Annotated in this window: 15 protein-coding genes, 1 tRNA gene and 1 other RNA gene; 6 read left to right on the plus strand and 11 right to left on the minus strand. The window is 67.8% G+C overall.

Annotated elements, in window-relative coordinates; all coding sequences use genetic code 11:
- Positions 1 to 52: 52 nt before the first annotated feature.
- Positions 53 to 907: a hypothetical protein gene (locus K6L26_RS03645; protein ID WP_019347287.1), complete on the plus strand. Its 855-nt coding sequence runs from the start codon at positions 53 to 55 to the stop codon at positions 905 to 907.
- Here K6L26_RS03645 and K6L26_RS03650 read toward each other — a convergent pair.
- Positions 904 to 1977, minus strand: a complete 1074-nt coding sequence (locus tag K6L26_RS03650) for an ATP-dependent DNA ligase (protein ID WP_064898370.1) — start codon at positions 1975 to 1977, stop codon at positions 904 to 906. The genes K6L26_RS03645 and K6L26_RS03650 overlap by 4 nt on opposite strands.
- 81 nt (positions 1978 to 2058) lie before the next feature.
- Between K6L26_RS03650 and K6L26_RS03655 the strand changes: the two genes are divergently transcribed.
- Positions 2059 to 3117 carry an ATP-dependent DNA ligase gene (locus K6L26_RS03655; RefSeq protein ID WP_047039824.1) on the plus strand — a complete coding sequence of 353 codons (1059 nt, stop codon included), beginning with the start codon at positions 2059 to 2061 and terminating at the stop codon, positions 3115 to 3117.
- A gap of 1 nt (position 3118) precedes the next feature.
- The gene (ligD, locus tag K6L26_RS03660; protein ID WP_019349137.1) at positions 3119 to 4168 is read left to right on the plus strand and encodes a non-homologous end-joining DNA ligase; all 1050 of its coding nucleotides are present in this window, start codon (positions 3119 to 3121) and stop codon (positions 4166 to 4168) included.
- A 6-nt stretch (positions 4169 to 4174) separates the two neighbouring features.
- On the opposite strand, the gene K6L26_RS03665 is transcribed toward ligD, so the two are convergent.
- From K6L26_RS03665 to K6L26_RS03675, 3 genes are all read right to left on the minus strand, one after another.
- Entirely contained in the window at positions 4175 to 5752 is a 1578-nt protein-coding gene (locus K6L26_RS03665; protein WP_047039826.1) for a hypothetical protein, read from the minus strand.
- Positions 5753 to 5875: 123 nt separating this feature from the next.
- Positions 5876 to 6928 (minus strand): aldo/keto reductase, encoded by a 1053-nt coding sequence (locus K6L26_RS03670; protein WP_081281747.1) that lies wholly within the window; start codon positions 6926 to 6928, stop codon positions 5876 to 5878.
- Positions 6925 to 7812, minus strand: coding sequence for an SDR family NAD(P)-dependent oxidoreductase (locus K6L26_RS03675; RefSeq protein WP_019345923.1), 888 nt, complete (start codon positions 7810 to 7812; stop codon positions 6925 to 6927). The genes K6L26_RS03670 and K6L26_RS03675 overlap by 4 nt, the downstream gene beginning before the upstream one ends.
- A gap of 84 nt (positions 7813 to 7896) precedes the next feature.
- Here K6L26_RS03675 and K6L26_RS03680 point away from each other — a divergent pair, with 84 nt between their 5' ends.
- Positions 7897 to 8466, plus strand: coding sequence for a TetR/AcrR family transcriptional regulator (locus K6L26_RS03680; protein ID WP_019345922.1), 570 nt, complete (start codon positions 7897 to 7899; stop codon positions 8464 to 8466).
- Here K6L26_RS03680 and K6L26_RS03685 read toward each other — a convergent pair.
- Positions 8450 to 9016 carry a TetR/AcrR family transcriptional regulator gene (locus tag K6L26_RS03685; protein WP_019345921.1) on the minus strand — a complete coding sequence of 189 codons (567 nt, stop codon included), beginning with the start codon at positions 9014 to 9016 and terminating at the stop codon, positions 8450 to 8452. The two genes, K6L26_RS03680 and K6L26_RS03685, sit on opposite strands and share 17 nt — an antisense overlap.
- Before the next feature lie 39 nt (positions 9017 to 9055).
- On the opposite strand from K6L26_RS03685, the gene K6L26_RS03690 reads away from it, so the two are divergent.
- Positions 9056 to 10135 (plus strand): glycosyltransferase, encoded by a 1080-nt coding sequence (locus K6L26_RS03690; RefSeq protein ID WP_019345920.1) that lies wholly within the window; start codon positions 9056 to 9058, stop codon positions 10133 to 10135.
- Here the strand turns inward: K6L26_RS03690 and K6L26_RS03695 are convergent.
- The 6 genes from K6L26_RS03695 to K6L26_RS03720 form a co-directional block, all read right to left on the minus strand.
- Positions 10119 to 10592, minus strand: coding sequence for a GreA/GreB family elongation factor (locus tag K6L26_RS03695; protein ID WP_019345919.1), 474 nt, complete (start codon positions 10590 to 10592; stop codon positions 10119 to 10121). The two genes, K6L26_RS03690 and K6L26_RS03695, sit on opposite strands and share 17 nt — an antisense overlap.
- 98 nt (positions 10593 to 10690) lie before the next feature.
- Positions 10691 to 11941, minus strand: a complete 1251-nt coding sequence (locus K6L26_RS03700) for an NAD(P)/FAD-dependent oxidoreductase (protein WP_064898374.1) — start codon at positions 11939 to 11941, stop codon at positions 10691 to 10693.
- 75 nt (positions 11942 to 12016) lie between these two features.
- Positions 12017 to 13540: a PucR family transcriptional regulator gene (locus tag K6L26_RS03705; protein WP_019348858.1), complete on the minus strand. Its 1524-nt coding sequence runs from the start codon at positions 13538 to 13540 to the stop codon at positions 12017 to 12019.
- A 3-nt stretch (positions 13541 to 13543) separates the two neighbouring features.
- The gene (locus K6L26_RS03710) at positions 13544 to 14566 is read right to left on the minus strand and encodes a S1C family serine protease (RefSeq protein WP_019348857.1); all 1023 of its coding nucleotides are present in this window, start codon (positions 14564 to 14566) and stop codon (positions 13544 to 13546) included.
- A gap of 51 nt (positions 14567 to 14617) precedes the next feature.
- Positions 14618 to 15343 carry a lipid uptake coordinator LucA gene (locus K6L26_RS03715; RefSeq protein WP_047039831.1) on the minus strand — a complete coding sequence of 242 codons (726 nt, stop codon included), beginning with the start codon at positions 15341 to 15343 and terminating at the stop codon, positions 14618 to 14620.
- Positions 15344 to 15427: 84 nt separating this feature from the next.
- Positions 15428 to 15513, minus strand: a tRNA-Ser gene (locus K6L26_RS03720).
- 69 nt (positions 15514 to 15582) lie between these two features.
- On the opposite strand from K6L26_RS03720, the gene ffs reads away from it, so the two are divergent.
- Positions 15583 to 15679: signal recognition particle sRNA small type (gene ffs, locus K6L26_RS03725), an RNA gene on the plus strand.
- The last annotated feature ends 4 nt before the right edge of the window (positions 15680 to 15683 follow it).

Consider the following 15683-nt stretch of genomic DNA (forward strand, 5'->3'; position numbering starts at 1 on the left):
ACCACGGGTTTTCAAGGGTCCCAAGCGTCGCCGTCGGGGCCAGGCTCATCGCATGGCGACAATACTGTTGCAGACCACGATCACCGAGAATCCCGACGACTGGGATGTCAGCCGGTTCTCGATGCTGGCCGCCGAGTTGCGTGCGGACGGGCACGATGTGCTGGCCCGTAACCGGGCCGACCATCCCGGGGAGGATCCGGTGCTCAGCCATCTCGATGAGCTGGGGTTCGACCAGCTGTGGTTGATGGCCGTCGACGTCGGCAACGGTCTTACACCCGACGAATGCGCGGCGATCGGCAGGTTCCGTGGGCTCGGTGGTGGGGTGCTCACCGCCCGCGACCATCAGAACCTCGGCAGTTGCCTGCGGGGGCTGGGCGCGTTGGGGCAGGTCAACGAGTTTCACGATGCCAGCCTCGATCCGGTGTCGCGGTGTGACGATCAGGACAATCCGGACATCTCCTGGCCCAACTATCACTCGGGTGCCAACGGCGACTATCAACCGGTACTGGTTGACGAGCCCGTGCACCAGCTGCTGCGCACCTCGCGCACCGCCAGCGGACGCATCGAGTGGTTCCCGGCCCATCCCCACGAAGGACTGGTGTCGGCGCAGGTGCCGTTCGCGACCGTGGTGGCGCGGGGGCGCAGCACCGCGACCGGCCGGCAGTTCAATCTCGCGGTGGCATTGGACGGCGAGCGCACACCGCAGGGCAAGCCGATGGGCCGGGCCGTGGCCGAGTCGACGTTCCATCATTTCGCCGATTACAACTGGGACCTGGGGCACGGAGCACCGTCGTTCGTGACCGACCGGCCCGGCTGGCAGATCGGGGCCGATCCGTCGCTTCTGGGTGTGTACAAGGATTACGTCCGTAATCTCGCCACCTGGCTGCAGCCACCGGACCGCCACTAGCGGGGCAACAGGCCCGGCACGATGTCGTTGAGCCGGAATGTGACCGGCTGTTCCAGCTGGGCGTAGGTGCACGATCGCGGGTCGCGCTCCGGGCGCCAGCGGTTGAACTGAGCGGTGTGGCGGAAGCGCCTGCCTTCCATGTGGTCGTAGCGGACCTCGACAACACGTTCGGGCCGTAACGGAACGAAGGACAAGTCCTTGCCGGCGTTCCAGCGTGAGCCTCCGCCGTATCGGCGGGCGAGGTCGGGGTCGGCGGCCACCTGTGCGGCCCAGTTCCAGGGATGGTTGTCGAAACTGGTGACCAGGGGCTGCAATTCGGTGAACAGGGCCCGGCGCCGGTCCATCGGGAACGCGCCTATGACGCCGACGGATGCCAGCTCGCCGTCATCGGTGTAGAGGCCGAGCAGCAGCGAGCCGACCACATCCGGTCCCGACTTGTGGAGCCGATAGCCGGCCACCACACAGTCGGCGGTCCGCTGGTGCTTGATCTTCACCATGACCCGCTTGTCGGGTTGATAGGTGAGGGTGAGCGGCTTGGCGATCAGTCCGTCGAGCCCGGCGCCTTCGTACTCGTCGAACCAGCGCCGCGCGGTCGGAAGGTCGGTGGTGGCCGGGGTGACATGGAAGCGCGGACCGGGCCCCAGCGCCTCGACCAGGGCGGCGCGCCGCTCACTGAACGGGCGGGCCGTCAGGTCGTCGTCGCCCAGCGCCAGCAGGTCGAAGGCGATGAAACAGGCGGGTGTCTGCTCGGCCAGCAAGCGCACCCGGGATGCCGCGGGGTGCAGACGCAGTTGCAACGCTTCGAAATCCAGGCCCAGCTCGGTGGGCAGGACGATCTCGCCGTCGACGACGCATCGCGGCGGAAGTTCGGCTTTCGCGGCATCGACGAGTTCGGGGAAGTACCGGGTCATCGGCCGCTCGTTGCGGCTGCCGAGCTCGACCTCGTCGCCGTCGCGGAACACCAGTGCCCGGAAACCGTCCCACTTGGGTTCGTAGGACGCATCCGGGGGAATCACCGTCGCCGGCTTGGCCAGCATCGGCGAGACGGGTGGCATCACGGGTAGCAGCATGTGGTTACCCAGTATGCGCGGTTGCGCGATGAGTTCGCGGCGGCGCGGCGGTCTAGAACCATGACGCCCCGATGAACCAGGATGGAGCCTGTGGACCTACCCGTAGTGCCGCCGATCGAACCCATGCTCGCCAAAGCCCAGGTGAAGGTGCCAGACGAGGCGGGGGTGTGGTCCTACGAACCCAAGTGGGACGGTTTCCGGGCTTTGGCCTTCCGGGATCGCGACGAGGTGGTGTTGCAGTCGCGCAACGGCAAGGAGCTCGGCCGGTACTTCCCGGAGTTGCTCGACGCGCTGCGTGACGAACTCGCCGAACGTTGTGTGCTCGACGGCGAGGTGGTGGTGCCGCGCGAGATCGACGGACGGATGCGGTTGGACTGGGAGTCGTTGTCGCAGCGTATCCATCCCGCCGAGTCGAGGGTGCGCATGCTCTCCGAGCAGACCCCGGCACATTTCATCGGATTCGATGCGCTGGCCACCGGTGACCGGTCGTTGCTCGCCGAGCCTTTCCGGGTCCGCCGTGAAGCCCTGATCGAGGCCGTCAGGTCCAAGGTGTGGTGCCATGTCACGCGGACCACCACCGATCCCCGGCTCGGCGCCGAGTGGCTACAGACTTTCGAGGGCGCCGGGCTCGACGGCGTCATCGCCAAGCGGCTCGACGGGCCGTATCTGCCCGGGAAGCGAGAGATGGTCAAGGTCAAGCACCACCGCGATGCTGACTGTGTGGCGATGGGCTACCGCATCCACAAGAGTGGCGAGGGCGTCGGCTCGATCCTGCTCGGCCTCTACCGCGACGACGGCGAACTGCAGATGGTCGGCGGCGCAGCGTCGTTCAGCGTCAAGGACCGGAACAAACTGCTGGCCGACCTGGAGCCGCTGCGGGAGGGCGATGAAGTCCGCGAGGGTGACCCCAGCCGCTGGAACTCGGCTGCCGACAAGCGCTGGATCCCGGTGCGTCCGGACAAGGTGTGTGAGGTGGCGTATGACCAGATGGAAGGAAACACCGTGAACGGCCGGCGCTTCCGGCATGCGGTGAAGTTCCTGCGCTGGCGCCCGGACCGCGAGCCTTCGAGCTGCACATTCGACCAGCTCGACGTGCCCCTGAATTACGACCTGACCGACGTACTCGCGGGAGAGGGCTGAAATGGCAACACCGGCAACCGAACTGGATGTCGACGGGATCAAGGTCCGATTCACCAACCCGGACAAGGTGTACTACCCGAAACTGGGTAAGGACGGCACCAAGGGCAAGCTGATGGAGTACTACCTCAGCGTCGCCGATCGCATGGTCACCTTGCTCAAAGACCGGCCCACGCACCTGCAGCGGTTCCCCGACGGCATCGAGGGCGAGGAGATCTACCAGAAGCGGGTGCCGCAGAAGCATCCCGACTATCTGGAGACCTGTGTGGTGACGTTCCCCTCGGGGCGCACCGCCGACGCGCTCAAGGTGACCCATCCCGCGTCCATCGCGTGGGCCGCGCAGATGGGCACGATCACGTTGCACCCGTGGCAGGTTCGGTGCCCGGACACCGAGCATCCCGACGAGCTTCGTATCGACCTGGACCCGCAACCGGGTACCGGATTCGCCGAGTCCGCCGCCGTTGCCTGCGACGTGCTCAAGCCGCTGCTGGACGAGCTGGGTCTGGTCGGTTACCCGAAAACCTCCGGCGGCCGTGGCGTGCACGTCTTCCTGCGAATCAGGACCGACTGGGATTTCATCGAGGTGCGCCGGGCCGGGATCGCGCTGGCCCGTGAGGTGGAACGGCGTGCCCCCGATGCGGTGACCACGTCGTGGTGGAAGGAAGAGCGGGGCGAGCGGCTGTTCATCGACTACAACCAGAACGCCCGCGACCGCACCTTCGCCTCGGCCTACTCGGCCCGCAAGACCCCGATCGCCACGGTGTCGACGCCGTTGTCCTGGGACGAGCTGCGCGACGCCAACCCTGACGACTACACGATCGCCACCGTGCCGGATTTCCTTGCCGGACGCGAGGATCCGTGGGCTGACATCGACAAGAAGAAGCAGTCACTGCAGCCGCTGCTGGACCTGGTGGCCGCCGACGAGGAACGTGGCCTGGGCGATCTGCCGTACCCGCCGAGCTATCCCAAGATGCCCGGTGAGCCGCCACGGGTGCAGCCCAGCAAGAAGGTCGCCGAGCACTGGGACGAGCAGGGTAACCGGCGCCAGGATTAGGCGCCGTCAGAGTACGCGGAGCAAGGTGAAGTCTGACGGTGGTCGAGGAGTCACCGCCGCGGTGGCAAGCATCGGCTGGAACGCGGTGGTGATCGGTGGCAGCGCGGAACCGCCGATCACAACGGCGCTGGTCGGTCCGGCAGGTGTCGGAAGCGCGAGGGTCTGACCCGGATCGCCGTAGATGCCCGAGCATTCGACGCCCTCACAGGCTCCGGTGGAGGCATCGATCCGGCCCGCGAACATGTCGTCCACCCAGCCGGTGATGAGGGTCTGTGAGGCCGCCTTGTTCGGCTCCGTGGAGAATCCGTAGAACAGGTACGACAGGAGCTGGATGGCCGGGCTCCCGCCCTGCATGGCATCCAGGTGTTGGCCGTCGGCCAGCACCACGCCGTTGAACATGTCCGGTCGATGCTCGATCAGCGCCGCATCGACCCTGCGGACGTCCTTGGGTGCACCTAGTTCCAGTACCGGGACGTAGGTGTCCAGCCCGTCCAATTTGTCCAACGCATCCGGCAGGACGTTCTCCGGCGGAGCTCCGTCGAGCAATACCACGCCGGCCAGATGGTTCTCTGCGCCAGTCGATTTGATCGCATCCGCGTAGTAACCCGCGGCGCCGGCCACCACACCTGCGCCCAGCGAGTGCCCGACCAGGGCGAACGTTTCCGGTAGCGGTACGTCGGCACCGTACCTTGCGGCGTATCCGGCTGCCTGCGCGCTGGCGGTCAACGCTTCGCGGTCACCGAGGAACAGCTCGGCTGTGGCCCGATAGACCTGATCGTCGCCCAACCAGAATCCGTCCCGGACAAAGCGATTCGACGAGTAGGTCGGTACCACCACGACGCTGTTGGTGCGCTCGGCAAGGTTTGCCGCGGTGTAGCTGTACATCGCACTTACACCGAGGAACCCGTGCTGCAGCAGGATGATCCGCTCCGGCGGTGCGTCGCCCTCGGGGTAGTACCAGTCGGCCGGCACGTTGCGACCCTCGGTGATCTCGAGCGAGGAGCTTCTGACCGTGACGTCGCTTCCCGCGGGAACCCTGGGGTGACCCGCGATGGCGGTGACGGCCACGCCGACGAAGTCGAAGACGAATGACTGGACCTTCTCCGGAAGTGACAGCGACGGTGCCGCGGTTGCCGACACCTGCGAAGTGGGTGCGATCGCCTCGTCAGAGGTTGCCGGTGCGTCGGGCGCAGCGCTGAGATCGGCCTTCGAGACCAGTTTGGCGAGCGCGACCTTCCTTTGCGCGGCACGGACTTCGCTTGTGCTTGCGCCAGGTCCGGTTTCCTGGGCGGGCCGGGACACGACTGTCTTGGCTCTCGTGGCGGGCTTGATCGCCTTCTTTCCCAGGACGGCCTGAGCGGCGTCGGCCGACTGGGCTGAGAGACGGGTCCGGTTCGGGCTGCGACGCGGACCGGCCCGGTGGCTCTTGCCCGACGGGCTTGCGCTCGCGGCGGATTCGGATGCCTTCGGTCCGTCCGAACCCGATGGGGTGTCGGCCTTCGCCACATCGGCTCCGGCCACCATTGCCGCAGACACCCCGGCCGCCACCGCGCCTGCCCCGAGCCAAACCGATAGTCGCGCCACTGTGTCTCCTGCCCCGAGAAGCTCGTATCTCGAGCGTCAATTTATGACACCAGCAGGCTGCAGTAGACAGTTTTCGCAATCTGCGCACGATCGGGCCCGGAACCGTTCGACGTCCTGTCCGCCTCACTGAATGGTGCGGGCGTGAACCGGCGCGTAACGCTCGCCGGCGATGCGCCCCGGGGCGAAGATTTCGGCCAGCAGTGCCACTTCGTCGGCACTGATCGCAACGTCGGTGGCGGCGATGTTCTGCCGGACGAACGAAATCCGTTTGGTTCCGGGAATCGGTACCACATCGAGCGGCTGGGCGAGCAGCCACGCCAACGCCAGTTGTCCTGGGCTGCACCCCTTATCCGCTGCGAGCGCCTGAAGGCGTTGCACCGGCTCAAGGTTTACCGCGAGATTCTCGGCAGAGAACCTCGGATTCGTGGCGCGGAAGTCGCCCGCGGCGAAGGTGGTGCCGCTTTTCAAGGAGCCGGTGAGCGCCGAGCGGCCCAGTGGGCTGTAGGGAACCAGGGTGATGCCCAGTTCCCGACAGGTCGAGGTGATGCCGTGTTCGACGCGTCGTTCCCACAGCGAGTACTCGGATTGCAGTGCGGAGATCGGGTGGGTGGCGTGGGCACGGCGGATCTGATCCGGACCGACCTCGCTGAGTCCGATGGCGCGGACTTTCCCCGCCGTGACGAGTTCGGCCATCGCTCCGACGGTTTCCTCGATCGGCACGCTCGGATCGAGGCGATGGCAGTAGTACAGGTCGATGACGTCGGTGCGCAAGCGCCGCAGGCTGGCCTCACATGCGGTCCGCACATACTCCGGTCGGCCGTCGATCGCGATCCCGTCCTCCGTGTCGTTGATCTTCGCCGCGAACTTGGTCGCCAGCACGATCTCGTCCCGGTGTCCGGCGATCGCTTCGCCGATCAGTTGTTCGTTGTGGTCGAAGCCACGGATCGGCACACCGAAGGTGATGTCGGAGGCGCCATACACGTCGGAGGTGTCGAGGAAGTCGACCCCGAGTTCGAGCGCGCCGCGAATGGTGGCCATTGACTCGTTGTCGTCGGAGGGGCCGTAGAACTGCGACATTCCCATGCAGCCCAGGCCTATTGGGCGCACCGTCAACTCGGAGTGCCCGAGGGTGACGGTCGCCGCTCCGAATGCCGGGCGTTGAGTAGGTGTTGTCATTTGGCTGCTCCCAGCGGGTCGATCTGAGCGGCGGTGGCATCGTCGGCTGCGGTGGAGAGGCTCAGGGCCTCCCACTTCTCGTCGACGGCGAGCAGGTCGCGTCCGGCAGCGGTGGCGTAGTGGTAGGCGTCGGGGCCGACGAGTAACCGCCCTGGGGGATCAGGCATCTCGGCGATGGCGAGGACGAGTTCGGCCACCTTGGCGGGATCGCTGGCACCGAGGTTTTCCGGCGTGCTGTGGGCGATCGACGCGCCGACGGTGTCGGCGTATTCCGCGCGGACCTCGGCGATCTGCATCGAGGACCCAGCCCAATCGGTGCGCATCCCACCGGGTTCCAGGACCGTGACCTTGATGCCGAGAGGTGCGACTTCCTGTGCGAGCACGCCGGAGAATCCGGTGACTGCCCACTTGGCCGACTGGTAGGCGCTCAGTCCGGCCCGTACGAGTCGCCCGCCGACCGAGGAGATCTGGACGATGTGGCCGGCGCGCTGGGTCCGCATGACGGGCAGTGCGGCTTGGGTGAGCCGTACGACGCCGAGGAAGTTGGCGTCGAGCTGGGCGCGGAAGTCGTCGAAGTCGAAGTCCTCGATCGCGGCCATGTTCGCGTATCCGGCGTTGTTGACCAACACGTCGAGTCGGCCGAACCGCTCGACTGCGGTGGCCACGGCGGCGCACACCTGGTCGTCGTCGGTCACATCGAGTTCGACGACGGCGAGATGGTCCGGCTCCTGAGCGGCCAGATCGGACAGGGCGGCGGTGGAGCGGACGCCGGCGACGACGCGGTGCCCGGCATTCAGCGCGGCCTCGACGATCGAACGGCCCAGGCCGCGGGATGCGCCGGAAACCAGGAACACGGCTGGCTTGGCCGATAACTCGATGTCCATGACTACTCCTATGTCTACGACTGTATACATCTGACAGGTATACATACGTAGACTCGGTGCCGGTTATTCCCTAGCGTTGTCGGTATGGGTTCCTCCTCCCGGACACGCAACGCTGCCGCCACTCGAGAGGCGATCCTGCAGTCGGCGATCCGCCACTTCGCGCACTCCGGGTATGACGGCGTCGGCGTCCGGGAGATCGCGGGAGACGCCGGGGTCACCGCGATGCTGGTGAACCGCTACTTCGGTTCCAAGGAGCAGCTGTTCGCCGAGGCGGTCGAAACCTCGTTCGCGCCACCGACGATCGTCGCCGAGGAACCGAACGCGCTCGCCCACGATGCGGCCACCGCGCTGGCGGAACGCTCCGACCCGGACGCCGATCCCCTGGAGCCGTTCCTGATCATGCTCCGCTCGGTCTCGAACCCGGTTGCGGTGAACATCGTGCGTGACGCGATCGCGCGCCACGTCGGCAGTCGGTTGGCCGGACAACTCACCGGGCCCGACCGTCAGCTCCGCGCCGACGCGATGCTGTCGGTGATGAGCGGTGTCCTGCTGATGCGTCGGGTGGTGCGCAGTCCAGGTTTGACCGATTGCGACAACGACCAGCTGACCGAGCTGTTCGAGCGCGTTTTCGCCGCGATCATCGAGCCAGCATGAGATCGAGGAATCGTTCGTACCGATCGGCGTCGGTGAGAGCATCGGCGGAGTCCATGAGATGCAGCACGCCGATCCCCGTGGCGAAGGTGGCCTGGCCGCGCAGCCCCGCATCTTCAGGGCTGAACCCGTAGTCGAGGTAGGCCTTGGTGACGGCGACCAGCACCCGGTGATCGGCAGCCCGCACGTTGGCCGCGGCGATGTCATCGGTGCGCGCCCACTCCCGCATCGCCCTTTCCAACGTCCAGTGCCGCGGGCTCAGCAGCTGCTTCATCATTTGTGACAACCGCTCGCGCGGCGGCAGATCCTCGAGTTCGGCCAGCGCGCGACGGTCCTGCTCCAGGAATGCGTTCCACGACGCCACCAGGGCGGCCCGGTAGCCCTTCATGTCGGTGAAGTGCCAGTAGAAGCTTCCCCTGGTGGCGCCGATCTGCTGGCAGAGCCGCTCGATCTTCAGCGCCCGCACCCCGTCTGACGCGAGCAGCGCATACCCGGCTTGCACCCAGTCGTCGGCGGTCAGGTTGCCTGGCGTGCCTTTGCGTTCGCCTGCCATCCGAACAGGGTAGGTTGCGGCTCGGGGACCCGTGACGCGATGAACGTTCTGTTCGTGACGATGGACGGCGGAGGCAACGTGCCGCCGATGCTCGGCGTGGCCCGGGCGGTGGCAGACCGAGGCGAGCAGGTCCGCATCGTCGGGCATGAGTGTTTGCGACGAGAAGTCGAGCATGCCGGCCTCCCGTTCTTGGCGTACCCCACGGCGCGACCCTGGGACTCGTGCCGCGAGCAAAGCCCGCTTCGGTGGGTGCCGATGTTCAACGACGCCAACATCGGCGCCGATGTCCGGCAGCTGTGTGAACGGGACAGGCCGGACGTCGCCGTTGTCGACTGCATGCTGCTTCCGGCGCTACAGGCTGTACAAGACGCCGCGGTCCCACATGCGGTGTTCAGCCACACGCTGCGGGACTACTTGAACGGTGCGCACCGGCTCGGAGCCGGCGCCGCGGCGTGGTTGTACGGGCATCGCATCAACAGACTGTGGAACTCCGCGGACCTCAACATCGTGGCCACGGTGGCGCGTCTCGACCCGGAATCTCGTCGACCTCAGCCGCACAATGTGCGATGGGTGGGCGCGGTGGTCGACGCGCGCGAACCCGACCGGTCAGCAGGTCCGGCGCAGGTGCTTGTCAGCATGTCCACCAATGGTTTTCGGGGCCAGCGCCGCACCTTGGCCCGCGTGATCGAGGCGCTGGCGACCCTGCCGGTGGATGCGGTCGTGACGACCGGCGGGGTGGTCGAACCAGCCGCGCTGCCCAGTGCGCCGAATGTCGATGTCCGGGAATATGCGGACCACGGCGAACTGATGCCGGCATGTTCGCTGCTGGTCGGCCACGGCGGGCACGCGACGACATTCCGGGCACTGGCCCACGGGATCCCCACGCTGATCATGCCGGCCAGCGGCTTGTCGGACCAACCGCTGATCGGGCGTGCGATCGCTGCTGCCGGTGCCGGTCTGACGCTGCGCAGATCGGCTTCGGTCGAGTCGATTCGACGCTCGATCATCACGCTGCTCGTCGAACCGGGGTGGGCCGATGCCGCGGCAGTTGTCGGTGCGGAGATCAGGGCGAGCAACGCCGCGAGAAGGGCGGCTCAGCTGCTTACTGGGCTGGCGTGACCATGGGCAGGTGCATCCCGAACGGCACCGCGCTGATCAGGGTGACCGGCACGGCCTCACCGCTGGGGACCGGGTAGTGGCGCTGCTCGCCGGGTCGTGCGCCGACGATGGCCTCGCCCAGGGGCGAGTTCACCGAATAGACCTCCAGGTCGCCGTATTCGGCGCCGCGGATGCCCAGCAGGAACGTCTCGATCTCGTCGGTCTGGTCGTAGCGCACGGTCAGCACCATGCCCGGTTCGGCCACCCCGTCGTCGGGCGGATCTTCACCGACGACGGCGTTGAGCAGCAGGTCGTGGATCTGCTGGATGCGGGTCTGACGGGCGCGCTGGACGGCCACCTCGTTTTCGTCGGAATCAGAGGCGGCTTCGGTCGAGATCAGTTCCCGCAGCGTAGACAGCTCGGTCTGGAGCCGCTCGTATGCCTGTGGGGATAACCAAACACGTTGGCTGACAGTCATTGTCGTTCCTTCCGATGATGCGAAGATGCCGTCAGGGGCGGGTTTGCCGCGCCGCCCCTGACGGCTTGTTGGCCCGTTAGGGCGATGTCGTGAGCCCGTCAGCGCAGGGGGTCGAATTCCCGTAGCGTCTCGGGTTGCTTTCCGGTGGTGATGTATTCGGCGAGCAGGCGGCCGGTGACCGGGCCATGGGCCAGGCCCCACATGCCGTGGCCGCCGGCCACGAAAATGCCTTGGGCCACTTCACCGATGAGTGGGCGTCCGTCCGGGGTGACCGGTCGCGGGCCCACCCACACATCGGTTCGGGCTTGCCAATTCACGCCGTCGAGCAATGGGGTCGCCGACGCGATGATCGCGTCGACACGTGCCGGCTGCAGCGGGTCGTCGGGACCGCGGAACTCCATGGTTCCGGCCACCCGCAACCCGCCCTGGTACGGCGTGCAGGCCACACGGGCGTCGGGCAGATAGATCGGTCCGAGCAGCGGCCGCTGCACCGGCACGGTGAACGAATAGCCGCGTCCGGCTTGCACCGGCGTGCGAACCCAGGGCTTGGCGAGTTTCGACAGCCACGCCCCGGTGGCGATCACGGCGGTGTCGGCGCTGAGGGAACCCGTGGCCAGCTCCACCGTGACAGCGGAGCCCTGGGTCCGAATGTCGGTGACTTCCCCGGTGAGCAGCTCCGCACCGCGGGCGACGACGGCCTCGCCGAGCGCCTCCACGAAGCGGCCCGGGTCGACGAACCGCTGGCCCTCCACGCTGATGCCCGCGGTGATGGCCGTCGACGCCAGCGGCACGTGCTCGCGCAGTGCCTCACCGGACAGCCCGGTGACGGTCACCGTTTGGCCGACGGCGGCCATCCGGCGCAGTTCGGTCATCAGGTGTTCGGCCTGGCGCTGGGTTTCGAACAGTGCGGTGATCGGTCCGTCGGTGGTGGGTACCGCGACGCCGTTGGCGGTCAGCACGTCGTAGGCCTCGAGGCATTCCTCGTTGAACGGCACGTTGGCCTTGGCGGCCCGCGTCCACGTCGAGAGCAGGCAGTTCATGGCGAACCGGGCCAGGAAGGCCAGCAGCCGGGGACCCGAGGTCAGTGGGATGTGCAGGGGCGCGGCCGGGTCGAACAGGGATCGCAGGCCGTACCGCAGCACCGCGGGGTCATTGAGCGGGATGGTCAGCGTCGGCGAAATCCAGCCGGCGTTGCCCCACGATGCTCCCGCGGCCACCCCGCGGCGGTCGACCACGGTGACCTCGACTCCGCGCTCCTGAAGAAACCATGCCGTGGACAGGCCGACGATGCCTGCACCCACAACCACCGCTGACCGCGGACCGCCGTCAATGCGCTCGACACCATGCATGTCTCCCATGGTGGGCCGGGCCGGCCACTCTGCGTTTGGATGAACTCGACAATCGAGAGGTGGTTGATTGTCGCCCTACGACAACTCCTCGGTGGCGGCCAGTTCGATCATCATCGCCAGCCGCTTGCGCGCATCGGCCAGGTCGAGTTGGGTCAACTCGACCATCTTGCGCAGCCGGTAACGCACGGTGTTCTCGTGGACGCCGAGGGCCCGCCCGGCCCCGGCCAGATCGCCCTGGGCCTCCAACCAGGCTCGCAGTGTCGCCGCGTACTGCGTGCCGTGGGCTTGGTCGTGCGCCCGCAATTCGGCGACCGGGCCTCGCTGCGGGGCCCGGCCGGAGCGGGCCGCGATCCGAAGGCGCTGCAGCAGGATCTCGTCCCATTCCTCGTCGTACACCGGCGCCGGGCCCTCGCGACGTACCTCGTGCAGCGCCAGGCACTCGTCGGCCTCGCTGCGGGCCAGGGCCAGTTCGGCGGCCGTGGCCGGGCCGCTGATCCCGGCCAGTACGGTCACCCGCTCGGGCAGTGCGGCCCGCAAGCCCGTCACCCAGCTGCTGGCCCCGTCGGGCTCGGCGCCGGGCAGCACGGTGTAGACGGTGTTGCCGGCCAGGGCGCTACGGCCGGGACGTGACCAGCCGAAGCCGGCGGTGGCACGATCGAATGCCAGCAGCAGGGCGGCGTGCCGCTCGTCGGTGGTCTGGGCTCGCAGCGCGATGACTCGTAGGGGAGTCTGCGGCAGGCCGAGTCGGCTGGCCGCCGTGGTGGCGTCGGCGGCGCCTTCCAGCAGGCGGATGACGAGCTCGGATTCCACCTGGCGTTCCAGGTCGGCGCTGGCCCGTGAGCGCAGCAGGTGCAGCGCGACCATGCGGGCCCCGTCGGCCAGCGCGGCCCGTCGCGCGTCCGGCAACGGCTCGGCGCAGGTCACCCAGATCGAACCGAGCAGCTCGCGACCGGCGCGGGCGGCCACGACCATCCGCCCGGTCAGGCCGCGGTCGTGCTCGCCTTCGACGAACATCGGTTCGTCGGACTCGGCGAGGTGCCGGAACACCCCGCGGGCTTCGAACAGGGCGCGAAGTCGTTCCGGCGCGCCGCGGCTCAGGATCGTCTCGACGCGAGCCGGGTCAGCGTGCTGCTGCAGACGCGAGTACGCCAGGACTGCGCTGCGCCGGTCCTCGATGGTGACCGAGCCGCCCACCGCGTCGGCGAGGCTGTCGGCCAACGCGAACAAATCGGTTGGGCCGCGCCCGGATTCGGTTTCCCGGCCCTCCAGCACCACGCCGTAGACGACGGCCGCCAGTTCACTCCAGGAGACCTCCGGGTCGACCGTCATCACTGCGATGCCGCCGTCGTCCGCCGCCTCGTCATCAGGTCCGCGCACCAGCACCACTACGGCACGCGCCGCCGTGGCCCAGCGCACCGCCTCGGCCACCGATTCGGCCCCGACTGCCAGCAGGACGTCGCCGATCACCTGCCCCGGCTCGTGCATGACGACGCTGCGCAACTCGGTCGAGCGCGGCGCCGGCCGGGATCCCCGGGCCGGGGCGCGCAGTCGCACGCCGTAGCCGCCCAGAACGTTGATCAGGCGGTCTAACGTGACCACGGATTACGGCCCGGCGGCCAGCGTCGCCTTGCCGGTGTGCTGCTGGCCGCCCTGGTCCAGCCAGGTCAGGCCGACGACGTCGCCCGGGTAATGCCGATCCAGAACCAGCGTCAGGGTGCGCGCCGAGTCCAGCGCGGTGCCCTCGATGGTGGTGAGCAGGTCGCCGGGTGCCAGGCCGGCGGCTTCGGCCGGGCCGCCGGGGATGACGTCCTGGACGATCACCCCGCCGCTCTGGCGCTGTGCGGTGCGTACTCCGACACCGAGCATGGTCGGCGGTCCGATGTGCACCGTCGGCGACGGGGTGCGGGAGCGGATCTGGCCGGCGATGCCCATCGCGTCGTTGATCGGGATGGCGAATCCCTTGCCGCCGGGGCCCATCCGGAAGTTCACCGAGGCGGCCGTCGTCATGCCGACTACTTGGCCCGCATCGTTGACCACGGGGCCGCCGGAATCGCCGGCACGGACCGGTGCGGCGAACTCGAACAGTCCGTTGATCTCATCGCTGGTGCCGGTCAGTTCGTCTTCGGCGTTGACGGTGCGGTTGAACGCGCTGACCGTGCCGATCTCGCGGGTCAGCGGTGCGCCGCTACCCCCGGCGTTGCCGAGCGCGACCACCGGCTGCCCCGGCACCAGCGCCCTCGAATCGCCGATCGGTGCGGGTACCAGGCCGGCGGCGCCGTGCAGTTGCAGCACCGCGATGTCGTTCTGGCGGTCGTAGCCCACCAAATCCGCCGGGAAGCTCTGTCCGCCGACGGTGGCGCTGATCGAGTTGGCCCCTTGGACGACGTGGTAGTTGGTCAGCACCTCACCGCTGGGCGACAGCACGATGCCGGTGCCGATGCCGTAGGCCTGCTGGTAATCCACTCGGGTGTCGATGCGCGCCACCGATGGTTCGATCTGGGTGGCCACCGCCTCCGGGTCGCCGGGCGCCGCTGCGGCAGGTGCCGACGGGGCGACGACGGCAGCCGCGGCGGTCAGTGCCGCCGCGAGGATCACTTTGAACGGATGCGAGCCCACTTTGCTCATGTACCCATCTTGGCTGGGCAAGAACCCGATGTCGACGCGATCGGTGTTGCGTCAGTCTTCGGTGGCGACTTCGCCGCGCGAGCGCCAGCCCCGCCGCTTGGTGCCGCTCTTGCTCGACGGGCGCCGGTTGCCCAGGGTCTTCACCGCCGGTTTCTCGTCTTCCTCGGCTGCCGTCTCTTCAGCGTCTTCAGCCTCTTCAGCGTCGGCTGCTGCTTCAGCCTCGGCTGCTTCAGCCTCTTCAACCTCTTCGGCTGCCGCCTCGGTGGTCTCCTCGGCTTCGGCAGCCTTCTTGCGACCGCGGCGCTGCGACTTCTCGCGGCTCTTGACCGGCTTGACCGGCTTGGGCGGCGGAGGCGGTAGTTCGGCGAGGAAGGCCAGGTAGAAGGCGAAAATGCCGAGCAGGGCAATCGCGGCGGCAGCGCCGTAGATCCCGAACAGCCACGGCCCGAAGCTGTCCAGCGACAGCCAGATCTCCGCGATCGCGGTACCGACGATCAGCACCGCCGCCAGCACGTGCAGGGAAATCGAGGCGGTCCGCAGCCGCAGCGCCAGCTCCGGCGTGGACAGCTCGGGACGCTTGGTCCGCTGCAGGGTGAACACCACCGGAAGCGCCGCGAGACCGATCAGCACACCGGTGACGATGCGCAGGACCAAGCCCAGCGTCTGCGGGGTATCGCCCATGAGCTCGGGCCATCTGGGAAGAACGAAAAAGAAGTAAAGGCCGGCGGCCACGATCGAAAACGACGCGTGCCAGATCACCGCGACGGTGCGGCCCATGCTCCTCCTCGGGTACTGAAATTGGGCCGGGGTGCGAACCGCTGATCAGGGTTGATTCAGCAGGTCGCACCCCGGACCCGAGCGCGGAGGATAGGGGATTTGAACCCCTGAGGGCTGTTAACCCAACCCGCGTTCCAGGCGAGCGCCATAGGCCACTAGGCGAATCCTCCGTCGGCAATCCTAACCGACGCCCGGACCACTCCCGAAAACGCCAGGGGCGGGCCGGGTACTACACTCGCCATCGGACCCCGCGCGGCGTCCATCCTGTGAACTCCCCCAGGGCCGGAAGGCAGCAAGGGTCAACGGGCTCTGGCGGGTGCGCGGGGTCCCCTTTATGTCC

It is taken from the genome of Mycobacterium farcinogenes (assembly GCF_019739075.1).
Lineage (GTDB): Bacteria > Actinomycetota > Actinomycetes > Mycobacteriales > Mycobacteriaceae > Mycobacterium > Mycobacterium senegalense.